Source organism: Palleronia pelagia (assembly GCF_900110115.1).
Taxonomy (GTDB): Bacteria; Pseudomonadota; Alphaproteobacteria; order Rhodobacterales; family Rhodobacteraceae; genus Palleronia; species Palleronia pelagia.
In genome coordinates this window covers 1-11,847 of record NZ_FOCM01000018.1, presented here as the reverse complement: position 1 = coordinate 11,847, position 11,847 = coordinate 1, and the positions used below count along the sequence as shown (strand labels likewise).

Sequence of the window (11,847 nt, the reverse complement as noted above, 5' to 3'; positions counted from 1 at the left end):
ACGCACCTGATACAAATCTGATGCGTGATCGTCACGGCAGCCCCCTAAGCGTGCCGCACGGAAACCAGAGGGGCCTCCAATGTCTTTGAAGCCATATCTTGCCGCGTCGGTCATGGCGCTTGTCGCCACCGGTGCAATTGCGCAGGATGACCTGCCGCAAGCGTCGTCGGAATGGTTCACCGCCGGTCAAGAGGCCATCCAGGCCATCATCGACCGCCAGATGAACACAAACCCAGCCACCAACATCATCCTGATGGTCGCCGACGGAAACGGCGTCGGCACGAACTACGCCATCCATGAAGAGCGGCGAGCTTAGCGGCAGACAAGGGGCAACTCCTTCAGGTGTGCGCTTGTGTCTCCTGTGGCGAAGATCAGCGTGTCGTGATTGATGCGAGCCGAACGCACATCGCAGGTGAGTAGCCCCGCCGCGATGGCACGCAGCAAACTTGCCTCGTTGAATCCCGCTGCCTTGAAGTCGCCGTAGGGTTTTCCCGCGCCACAGAATGCCACCATCTCGGAGTCGCTCTTGGCGGGTGCTCTCGTGCAGCGAGCAGTGTTTAAGAGCCGTAGGTTCTGAACGTAGGTTTCCCCAAGGAAGACATCGTCGATGATGATGAGGCGATAGCCATAGCGCGCCAGTATCTCCGGGTAGCTGAGGATCTTTGGGTTCAGGGTGATCAACTCGCGGTGCTTGACCTCGACCAGCACTTTGGAGTTCCCCAGGCACACCTCGAAATCGGGTGTGTATTTCACTGCGCGAAACCCGTAGAGCCGCTCAGCTTGCTGAAGAGCGTCAACGCTGTGATAGTTTCGTCCCGTCGCGAGATCGAAGGTCATGGGCTGCGGACGGAGCGACCGGACCCTGGGATCGAGCCCCATGACAATAGCTCCGCTCGCCTCCAAGCGGCTCTCCAGCTGCATCAGATGCGCGCCGCCAGCAGAAGTATAATGAGCTTTCTTGAGTTGCCCACGCTTCTGAACATTCCGCGCGACCGGATGCGATTTCCGGTCCATTTTCATGCCATACACCCTGATTCGTTAGTAATACTAAACATTATCCTGCTGTTTCCGTGAGTCATTTTTGCTATCTTCCATCCATGACATCAGATCCGAGCCTTGAGGCACTCGCAAAGATCCGGAACTGGATCGGCTTCGGAAAGGCGCTCTCCGCCTCGCTGGACGACCCTTCCCGGTTTGGTTTCGAAGATCGCAGCCAGGTGCTTGCACACGTGGCAAAGCTGCGCGGCGTCGATCCCTCAAGCCTCAGGAACCCTCTTGCAGCTGTAAATTGGATGAAACGGAATGCGCCGGAAGCGCTCGAACACGAAAATCCGGACATTCCCATGACTGGCGTCCTGACACTCTCGCAGATCTCAATTCTTTCCAGTGACTTAGCCCAGAGGCTGACGCCAAGATTTTTCTCTGGCGAGGTCTCTCGCGGAGACCTTCGCAAGGCGCTTGAGCATGTGCAGGCCGCAGGGGGAGGACGGGGCGTCACGGCCCATGAGCGGGTTAAGCGTGCCCAAGCGTTCGAAGAGAAGGTCTATCGGTTCCTTCGCCAGACCCCCGCAGCGCTCGAACTCGGCAACGATGTCGAGGTAGTGAGAAGTCCAAGGGATACCTTGGTGCCGTCAGATTTCTCCGTCTTGCGTGATGGGAAGATTGCCGCGGCAATCGAGTGCAAAGCGCACCGCAGCAAGCGCCATCGTAGGTATCTCATCGAAATCCTTTCCATGGCTGCGTTGCGAGCACGCGCGCATCATCATGCCTTCCTTATCGTCCCCGACACTTGGGAGGAGTCGATCGCGGAACTGTCCGAGCTTGTTAGAGACCTCGGGTTGCAGTCAGTAGCGATCGCAGCGTTCTCGGAGGACGCGGGGAAGTATGGCGAGTTGTCCATCCATCGTCTCAGCGGTGGTTAAAAAAGCCCAGGTAGATGCTGCTGGACGTCCCAAAACGCTGGTCTGATCTTTTAGATTGGCATCAGCGCCGGAGGGATCTGCGATCGTCGACCTTCGGCCTTACAGGCACTAAAGGTTAAAGTAATCCGCTCGGGCGGTGGCCGATCAATCCTTGGCACCCGAGCCCTTCTCGGAGGGAAATTCTTGCGCAGTGCAATCCAGTTTATCGTTTTTATCCTCTCCCTCTTGCCGGGCGGCCTCGCAGCAATGGAATTTTCCATTGAACGTCTCGACCTCAGGCCGATACGAGAGCCCACCCTCCACATCACCGCAATCGGGGAGATCGTCGCCGGCGACACCGAGAAGTTGAGAACGGCTCTCGAAGCGGCCGACACCAGCGATGTCCGCGACGTGCTCTTCATGTTCGACAGCCCCGGCGGCTCTCTCATGGAAAGCCTGGAGCTCGGCGGCTTCATTGCCGACATCCCCGCGATCGTCTCCGCCCAAGTGGGCTCCTCCGATCTGCCCAACGCCGTTTGCGCAAGCGCCTGCGTCTATGCCTATCTCGCTGCCGACTATCGCTACCTCCCCGAGGGGGCGCGTATCGGCATTCATCAGTTCGGCCTATACGACAGCGATCTCGACGGTCAGCAGGGCGCGGCCCTCGGGCAGGCGCTCTCGGGCATCCTCTCGGAATATCTTCGCTCCCACCGCGTCGAACCGGATCTGTTCGAGGCGATCTCCGTAATCGAGCATGACGACATCCTGTGGGTGCCTCAACGAGATCTCGAAGCCTGGCGCGTCGTCACGAATGGCATCTACGATGAGCGCGCCGAATACATAAACGTCAACGGCGACATAGCGCTGCGCCTGAGCCAGATCGCCATCACCGGGGACAGCTTTCTCACTCTCTTCTGCACCGACGCCGGAACGGCAGGCGTGGCCGATCTCCACGAGCCGGCACTCGCCGCCTACGACGCGTTCGAGATCGCGATCGACGACACCTGGCATCCAGTTCGGTCATGGGATGTCGTCGAGCGCAGCAACATGCGCGGACGGATCGTCTTCGAAATCCCACCGCACCTCGCCGTGGCCGTCGCGACAGCGCGGGAAATTGGGGCACGTGTCGTTGCGCCGAGCGGCGACATCTTCTTCGGCTTCCAGCAGACCCTCCGCGACGAGCGGCTGGCCGAACTCGTCCGTGGATGTCCCTTCGCACAGACGCCGCAACCGGCCCGCCCGAGCATGGTCGAGCTCCCCGGCACCGACTTCCTCGGCAGCGACCTCACCACCGACGGCATCCGCGGGATCAGCTTTGCGCGCTGCAAGCAGATTTGCCTTGAATATGCCCAATGCCGCGCGGTCTCCTATGTGCAGTCCAGCTCATGGTGTTGGCCGAAAAGCCGTGCCGCCGGGCGTCGGGCCACCTCTGGCGTGATCAGCGCCTATCAGAGGTAGGCAGCAAAAACGCCGGCTCGCCTCTGTCATTCACCAATGTAATCGCACCCCATATTGTCAATGAATCAGCCTTTTCTTTTGGCAATCAGGCCTCTGGCCAATATCCATTATTCAGAGACCAGGAGGGATCATGACCGAGAACCATTTCGCCGAAGACGCCGCAGAAGATGCCGCCGCAGAAAACCGCGACAGCAAAGCTCAGGGCATCGGCGAGATCGTTCGATCCCGCATCCAGCATCTGCGGGCGCGTCTCCTCGACAGTTCGCGCCGCAATCCACTCATCCAGGTCCCGTTCCGCCAGAACTCGTCGAGTCTAATTCGCTTCGTTGACGAGTTGCCCGATGTGCTGGCCGAGCGGCTTCACAACCAGCGCCCGATGCGGCTGGTGGCCCTGCCGCCAATCGACGAGCCGCTGCCCGACGAACAGACTGACGAATTCCTCGACGCGCTCGAGATTGCCCGCGCTACCGACGAGAAGCATCTCGCGGACTCGGCCGCGCTTGATCCGACCGATTCCGACTACGCCCAGAAGGAGCTCGACCTCGAGCGGGCGCTCAAGGACCGGGTGCGGGCGGAACTTGGCCTGCCCGAAAGACAGACAGAGGAGAACCCGTCGCTGGCCGCGCATGCGCGAAACCACGGCATCTCTCCGGACTACATTCTGCCCGAGCGGAGCGAGAGCCCCGAAGACGGGCGCCACGACGACGCGGACATCCAGACACTGCTGCTGCCCGAGCGACTCGACCGGGTCGGTCGCTCGCTTCACGACCGTGGCCACGCCTTCGAGCGCGAGACCGGCGTCAACGTGCTCCACGCGGTCTTCGGTATCCTGGAATGGAATGAGCCCGGCTCATCGCGAACGCCAGCGCGCTCGCCCCTGCTTCTGCTCGAAGTCCGGATGTCCCGGCAAAAAGCGCCGGCCGGGGCCGAATATCACATCTGCGGCGAGAACGAGCTCGGCCTGAACACGACACTCGCTCAGACGCTCAGCGCGCAGTTCGGCCTGGAGCTGCCGCCCTATGAAGAGGGCTCCGTGGAGGAATACCTCGAAGCTGTGGCTGATCTCGCACCCTCGGGCTGGCACTGGTCCGTGCGCCGCGAAGCGCTGGTCGGTGTCTTCCCCTCTTCTCGCATCGCCATGTATCGCGACCTCGATCCGGACAACGGCCACGTGGTCGAGAGCCCACTGATCGAAACCATGCTCTCCTCCGTTGGAGGAGACGGTACCAGTTATGCCGAGGTCTATGACACCGACGACCCGGAGGTGGAGACGCGGGTGCCGCGCCTTGTCATGGATGCGGATGCCTCCCAGTTCTCTTCTCTCGTGGATGTCGCCAACGGGACTAACGTGGCGATCGAAGGCCCTCCCGGGTCGGGTAAGAGCCAGACCATCGTCAATCTAATCGCGTCGGCGATGGCGGACGGAAAGAAGGTCTTGTTCGTGGCCGAGAAGCTGACCGCACTCGACGTTGTGCGCAACCGCCTCGACTCTGCGGGCCTCGGCGAGTTCATCCTGCCGCTGCAAGCCGGCCGCGGTTCGCGCGACGCCGTCTTTCAGAGCCTGGAAGACCGTTTGGGGATGGAGCGGCCGCCCGCCGGGTCGGCCGAAGCGCACCGGTCCCGTCACGAGGCGCTCACGCGGCGACGCTCGGAGATGCAGGCCTATCTCGACACCCTCGCCACCAAACTCGACGCATGCGGACTGACCGTGCACGAAGCCGTTGGACGCGCGATCTCGACAGCCTCGCACATAGATGGCCTGCCGCGCGACATTCGACGCCTGCGGATTGCCGCCCCCGAGTCCCTCGACAAGGAAACCCGGACCGAGATCGACGGCGACGCCCGCATGGTCGTCGACCGGCTCGACGAGGCCGACCGGATCGCCACGCTCTGGCGGGAAGCCCGTAAGGCGCCGCTGCGCGCCGACGAGGCCGAGGACATCGCTACGGACCTCGCCGCGCTCGCGCGCGCCATCGAAGCGTTCCGCGCCGATGCCGAGGACAGCCCGCTTCGCCCCTATCTGCCCGAAGACCCGGTGCTCGCCCGTGCCGCACCGACTCGGGCAGCGCTGGCCGCTATCGTCGGAAATCCTGAAGCCGATGCCGATCTGGTCGACCGCCTCCTCGACACAGAGATGCGCCGCGCCGCCCATGATGTATGCGAGGCCCGTGATGCTGCCCAAGCCGCGGACAAGGAGCTCGCCGAGATCCTGTCCGAACCGGACGCGGATGATGTGGATGCAACCATCGCATCGGCCGCGGAGATGGCCGGGCGCCAGAAGGGGACGATCGATCCAGCCGCCATGGCTGTGGAGATCGAGCAACTCGGCGCCCAGCGCGACACGCTTGGCCACCAGCGCGATCTTGCGACCGCACTGCCCGCGCGCTGGGCGAAGATTTCCGAGGATGAGGGGCTGACATTGTCAGACCTTCGGCTCGATGCCCAACGCCTGCTCAGCGCACCACAGCCTGTGCTCGATCGCCGGCTGGCCGATGAGGCGCGCCTCGTGCCTGCGACCGCCCGTGAAGCGGCCGCCAGCCAGCGCGCCCTCGCGAGAGAGCGCGACACGATTCGCCAGCGCCTGCCGCGCGCCGGAACCCACTCACCCACCGATCTGAAAGCCGCCGCCGATGCGATCGACGCGGCCGGCCTCTTCCGGTTCCTCTCGGGGCGCTAAAGGGCCGCCTGGGCGCTTTACAGCGAGACGCTGGGTGGAGACACGAAAGCCGGGCGCCCGGCGGCCGCGTCTGCGCTGCGCGACTATGCCCGGTGGGCGGAGAAGCGCGATGCTTTGGCCGCCGACACGCGGCTCTCCACTCAGCTCGGCACATTCTTCAAAGGCGTGGACAGCGACCCCGAGCTCCTCGATGCGCTGGCAGCCTTCCACGAAACCGTGGGGCAGCTTTCGCAGGGCGACGACCGCCTGCGCTACGCGCTCGAGACCGGCCCTCTCCAGTCCCTCCGCGACCTCGTGGCCGAGGCCGACATGCCGCCCACGTCGTTGACAGGCCTCGTGGCTCAGCTATCCTCCGCGGAAGAGCAACTCGACGCGGCGCGCAGCGAGCGCGAGGTGGCCTCCACCCTCTGTCTGTCTTTCAAGGAGCGGTCCTCGCTCGACGCCGCGTTGATCGAACAGGCACGCACCGCGCGTGCACAGCGCGCCGAGGCGCACCAGGCCGCGGGCCGTTCGCGCGCCGCCGAGCTTCTCGCCGGGATCGAGTCCACCGACGCGATCCGCTCCGCCATCCTGCTGGCCGAGGCCATCGCCCAGCTGCCGCAACCGCGCGCGGGTATCAGCCTCATGCGTCGCGGCGCCGACGCGTCCCTCATCGAGGAGGCGGACCGAGTATTCGCGTGTCATGCGGAGCTCGCCAAGGAAGCTACCGCGGTCGCGGGCGAGATCGCTCTGCCCTGTTCGGAAACCGACGACGCGGAATTGGCTCTGCACGCTCTCGCCCATCGAGTGCCCGACCTCCAGGATGCCGCGCGCCGTTCCGAAGGGCTTGTCGACCAAGCGCGCCTTCTACGCGCGCTCGCCGCCCTCGAAGCCCGGGGCCTCCAACCTCTTACAGATTGGGTGCAGAGCGAGGACGGTCACTCCCATCGCGCGCACCTGCCCGAGATCGTCGAGGCGATCTACGCGCGCAGCCTCACGGACCATGTGCAGGCGCGCTTTGGACGCACGCTCGATACCTACGACGGCGCCGACCTTGATCGCCTTCGGCGCGACATCGCGCGGATCGACCGCGAACTTACGAACCTGTCGCGCCTCGCGATCCGCGAGGAGCTGATCGAGAACAGTCATCCACCCGCCGGCAACAACAAGGGCCGCGTGTCCAGCTACACCGAAATGGGGCTTATCAATCACCAGATGCAGCTGATGCGAAACCGTGTCAGCGCGCGCGACCTCACGGCCCGCGCCGGTGCCGCCCTGCTCGACCTCAAGCCCTGCTGGATGATGTCGCCGCTTGCCGTGGCCCAGTATCTGCATGGGAACTTCACCTTCGATCTCGTGGTGATCGACGAAGCCTCGCAGATGACACCGGAGAACGCGCTGGGCGCGCTCATGCGCGCCCGCCAGGTCGTGATCGTCGGCGACACCAAGCAGCTGCCGCCCACCAACTTCTTCTCGAAGGTGCTCGACGATGCCGACGAGGACGAGGATGTCCGCACCGACAGCGAGAGTATCCTCGACATGGCGAACACGACCTTCACGCCAGTGCGCCAGCTGCGCTGGCACTACCGCTCGCGCCATCCCAACCTCATCGCGATCTCCAACAAGATGGTCTATGACGGACAGCTGACGATCTTCCCGGCCGCCCGCGACGGTGATCCGGAGCTCGGCGTCGAGCTCGTCAAGGTCGAGGGCGAGTATCGCAAGGGCCGTAACATCCCCGAAGCCCGCGCCATCGTGGCCGGGGCCATCCAGCACATGCGCGATCACCCGGAGCGTTCGCTGGGTCTTGCGACCATGAACAAGGACCAGACTGAGCTCATCGTCACCGAGTTCGAGCGCGAGCGCGCCCGCAACCCGCATGTCGAAGCATATATCGAGCGCTGGGCGGAAAAGGACGACGGGCTCGAGGAGTTCTTCGTCAAGAACCTCGAGACGATCCAAGGCGACGAGCGCGACGTGATAATGATCTCGACGCTCTACGGACCCGACCCAGAGACCGGTAAGACCTACCAGCGGTTCGGCCCGGTCAACTCGGTGCACGGTCACCGCCGCCTCAATGTGCTCTTCTCGCGCGCCAAGGAGAAGATCGTCACCTACTCCTCGATGGTGCCCACCGACATCCAAGCGGACGGAAAGGCCTACGGAGTGCAGATGCTGCGCGCCTGGCTCGAGTTCTCGCGAACCGGCCAACTCGGCGACATCCAGGTCGAGCGCGGCGAAACCGACAGCCCGTTCGAGGATTTCGTGATCTCCCAGATAGAGGCGGCGGGCTACGAGGCCGTGCCACAAGTGGGTGCCTCGGGCTTCAAGATCGACATCGGCGTGCGCCACCCAGACTGGCCCTACGGCTTCATCCTCGCGGTGGAATGCGACGGCGCGCCCTATCACAGCGCGCGCTCGAGCCGCGATCGCGATCGGCTGCGCCAACAGGTCCTCGAGGGCCTCGGCTGGCACTTCCACCGGATCTGGTCGACCGATTGGTTCCGTGATCCGCGCGGGCAGATCGAAAAGCTGCGAGCCGCGCTTGACGCCGCGCTGGTGCGCGCGAAGACCGAGGAGGCGGAACGCCAGCGAGCCCGTGCCGAGGCCGTCGAGCGGGCCCGCAGGGCGGCCGAGGAGGCCGCGGCGCGCGCCGCAGAGGCGGAGGCTGCCGCAAAAGCGGAAGCGGCAGAAGAGGCTGAGGCCAAGAAGGCCGCCGCGAAAACGGACCCGGCTGACGCACGCCAAGGCCGGCTCTTCGAAGAGGCTGCGCCGACATTCACCTCCCCGGATACGGCCGAGGTCGAGAAGGGCCCCAAGGCCTCCCTGTCAGAGCAGGCCCTGGCTCGCATCGAGCAATGGCGCGAGGACCAAGCCTACGACTGCTTCAACCGCACGGCCACGACGCGCAAGCGGGGCTTCTACTGGCTCGGGTTCCTCGAAGGCGTCGCGGCCTCCGACGGGATCGAGGAGGGCGAGTCCGACGCACTCTTTGCCGAGGCCCGCGAAATAGACGCCTTCTTCGGCGATGCCGGAGAGAGCCAGGTCACGGATATGCTGGCGAAAGCCCTCGAGGACGCCGACGGCGACCTAATGACCGCGATCTCGATCCAGTGCGACGCGCTCCGCGAAAGCCTTGCCGATCCCGAACTCGCCGCCGAAAAGGACGTCATCAACACCTTCCTCGGGTTCTGCTCCGGCATCATCTGCGACGGCCGGATCACTTCCACGGAAGCCCGCAAGATCCATGCGCGCTTCCATTCCGACCCGACACTCGCACAGTCACCAATCTTTGCGCACCTGCGCTGGGCGGTGGACAAGGCCCTCGCTGATGCCGTGCTCGACGAGGAGGAGGCCGAGGAGATCCGCGAGTGGATTGCTGAGCTGGTGACCGACGGGCATGCAGACACGGGCATCGCCAACATCGGTGGCGTTCTCTCGCCCACCGACCCGATCACCGATTCAGGAGCGATCGACCTTGAGGGGAAAGTCTTCGTGCTCACCGGCAAGATGAGCATGGGCCCTCGCTCCCTCATCGGCGACGAGATCGCGCGCCGCGGCGGCATGCTCAAGAACACGGTGACCGACGAGACCGACTATGTGGTGGTCTCCAACACCGCATCGCGCCACTGGAAAACGACCCATTACGGCACCAAGATCGAGGCTGCGCTCAAGAAGATCGAGGCGGGACACGCGATGCGTTTCGTCGCCGAGCATGCGCTCGCAAACACACTCGTGAGGCTCGATGCATAACTCATATGTCGGACCGATATTGCCGTGAGCATCAGTTCCACGGTCAAAGTGCGTCGCTTCAGCCCGATATCCCCTTTAGAATGTTCATCATTACCGAGGTTCCGCCATGCAGCTCTTCACGTTCCGGATCAAGAACTACCGCTCCATCCAGGACAGCGGTGAAATCTCCGCATCGCGGATCACGGCCCTCTTGGGGCGAAACGAAAGTGGCAAGTCGAACCTCTTGCGCGCTCTGAGCCATGTGAACCCTGCCGGCGGCATGCAGCCGTTGAACGAGGTCAAGGATTTCCCCCGGAACAGGCGACTTGAGGAATGTAAGGGCAGCACGCCCGTTGCGATCACTACATGGCACCTCGAAACATGGGAGCAGTCGCACCTCTCGAAAATTTGGCAGCGATCGCGGCCTTCAGAACCAATCAAGGTCACGCGCCAGTATGATGCCAAGCGACTGATCGATATCCCGCGCGATGCCCTTCCGTTCGATCCGGACCAGATCGAGAAGTCGGTCCAGAAAGTTGTCGCCGCCGTGAAGGCGGCAGCCTCCAAGGTGGAGGAGGCTGAGGCAAAATCGGCCCTCGAGGCCGCCGGTGAGGCATTCAAGTCCGCGGCGAGCCCTCAAGAGGATGCTGAGGCTTGGGCGAAAGCTGCCCTGTCCGCCGTTGACACTCTCGAGACAGAACTGGCCAAGGCTGACCAGGAGCTCACCGAGACGCAGGAAGGGCATCTCTCCGCGATCCAGAAAGATGCGCGCACGATCGCCGGCGACGACGAGGCCCGTGCCAAGGCCATCCAATGGATCGAACAGAACCTTCCAGTCTTTGTCTACTTGGATGACTACCCGGAAATCCCAGGCCACCAGAACATACCGCAGTTCCTCAAGCGCAAGGCTGAGGGCTCGATGGAGCCCGCAGATGAAAACTTCGAAAAGCTCTGCAAGGTCGCTGGCTTGAAACCCGCCGAGATTCAGGAACTCCAGAACAAGGACACGGAGCAGCGCAACCAGCTGGCGAACCGCGCCAGTTCCGTTGTCTCAGCAGAGCTACAGAAGCGGTGGACCGACCGCGGGGTGAAGGTGCGCTTCAACCTCGACGGTAGCGACATCCACACCTTCGTCTCCGATACGACCCACACCTTCGACGTGGACGTGAACCTCGATGAGCGCAGCCGCGGCTTCCGCTGGTTCTTCGGATTTTACACTGCCTTCGCTGCCGACACCGATGGGGGCGACAAGGACACGGCGATCCTCCTTCTCGACGAGCCTGGCCTCTTCCTGCATGCGAAGTCGCAAGGAGATCTGCTTACCCACCTCGAGGACGACTTTGAGAACCAGATCCTCTACACGACGCATTCGCCGTTCATGGTGCCGACCAAACACTTGGACTGGGTCAGGACGGTCAACATCTCCGAAGAGGACGGGACGACCGTCACGAACGACCCTACCGGCGATCGCAGAACCCTATTCCCACTCCAGGCCGCCCTCGGATACGACTTGTCGCAGAGCCTTTTCCTGGGCGGCAGCAACCTGATCGTCGAAGGCGTGACTGACTTCTGGATTCTTTCTGCGGCATCGGAATTCCTCATTTCCAAAGGTAGGCAAGGCCTCGACCCTGGCCTGACGATCACGCCTGCGGGCGGAGCGCAGAAGATCCCGTGCATGGCGGCGCTTTTGGCCTCCGAGAACCTTAACGTGCTTGTCCTGCTCGACCACGAGAAGGACGCGGCGGCCACCAGGGACGACTTGGCGAGGTCGTGTCGCGGAGGTGGTGGAAATTCGAGGGCGGCGTAATCTCCGGGTGAACTGACACCCACCCAACCGGCGGCGGCAACCGCCAGGGAGATCACGCCATGAACCAGATTACCGACACCGCGAGCTTTGCGCTACTGGCCGAAGAGGCCGGGTTCGATCTGATCGAAGAGCGGCTTCGAGCCAACGTGCGCGCGACCATCGAAGCCGTGTTCGAAGAGGAGCTGGCCAGCTTCCTCGGCCGGCTTCGCTACCGTCGTGGGGACGGCCCGGCAAAAGGCTATCGCCACGGTCACCGGAAGCGACAGCTCACCGGCACCTTTGGCACCGAGACG

Annotated in this window: 7 protein-coding genes and 1 pseudogene; 7 read left to right on the top strand and 1 reads right to left on the bottom strand. The window is 63.4% G+C overall.

Features of this window, described 5'->3' with window-relative positions; translation table 11 throughout:
* Nucleotides 1-112: 112 nt before the first annotated feature.
* The gene (locus BMX96_RS18845) at nucleotides 113-316 is read left to right on the top strand and encodes a hypothetical protein (RefSeq protein ID WP_236737153.1); all 204 of its coding nucleotides are present in this window, start codon (nucleotides 113-115) and stop codon (nucleotides 314-316) included.
* Here BMX96_RS18845 and BMX96_RS18840 read toward each other — a convergent pair.
* Entirely contained in the window at nucleotides 313-1,020 is a 708-nt protein-coding gene (locus tag BMX96_RS18840; RefSeq protein ID WP_139210154.1) for a hypothetical protein, read from the bottom strand. The two genes, BMX96_RS18845 and BMX96_RS18840, sit on opposite strands and share 4 nt — an antisense overlap.
* 77 nt (nucleotides 1,021-1,097) lie before the next feature.
* Here BMX96_RS18840 and BMX96_RS18835 point away from each other — a divergent pair, with 77 nt between their 5' ends.
* The 6 genes and pseudogenes from BMX96_RS18835 to BMX96_RS18815 form a co-directional block, all read left to right on the top strand.
* Complete coding sequence (locus tag BMX96_RS18835) at nucleotides 1,098-1,922, top strand: hypothetical protein (protein ID WP_139210153.1); 825 nt, start codon at nucleotides 1,098-1,100, stop codon at nucleotides 1,920-1,922.
* Nucleotides 1,923-2,105: 183 nt separating this feature from the next.
* Entirely contained in the window at nucleotides 2,106-3,359 is a 1,254-nt protein-coding gene (locus tag BMX96_RS18830; protein WP_091846892.1) for a hypothetical protein, read from the top strand.
* 130 nt (nucleotides 3,360-3,489) lie between these two features.
* Nucleotides 3,490-6,036, top strand: coding sequence for a DUF4011 domain-containing protein (locus BMX96_RS20030; protein ID WP_236737152.1), 2,547 nt, complete (start codon nucleotides 3,490-3,492; stop codon nucleotides 6,034-6,036).
* Between the two features lie 114 nt (nucleotides 6,037-6,150).
* A complete protein-coding gene (locus tag BMX96_RS20025) occupies nucleotides 6,151-9,768 on the top strand; it encodes an AAA domain-containing protein (RefSeq protein ID WP_236737151.1) in 3,618 nt (1,205 codons plus the stop codon).
* Nucleotides 9,769-9,874: 106 nt separating this feature from the next.
* Nucleotides 9,875-11,554 carry an AAA family ATPase gene (locus BMX96_RS18820; RefSeq protein ID WP_091846891.1) on the top strand — a complete coding sequence of 560 codons (1,680 nt, stop codon included), beginning with the start codon at nucleotides 9,875-9,877 and terminating at the stop codon, nucleotides 11,552-11,554.
* Between the two features lie 59 nt (nucleotides 11,555-11,613).
* A pseudogene (locus tag BMX96_RS18815) lies at nucleotides 11,614-11,847 on the top strand (IS256 family transposase); the annotation flags it as partial.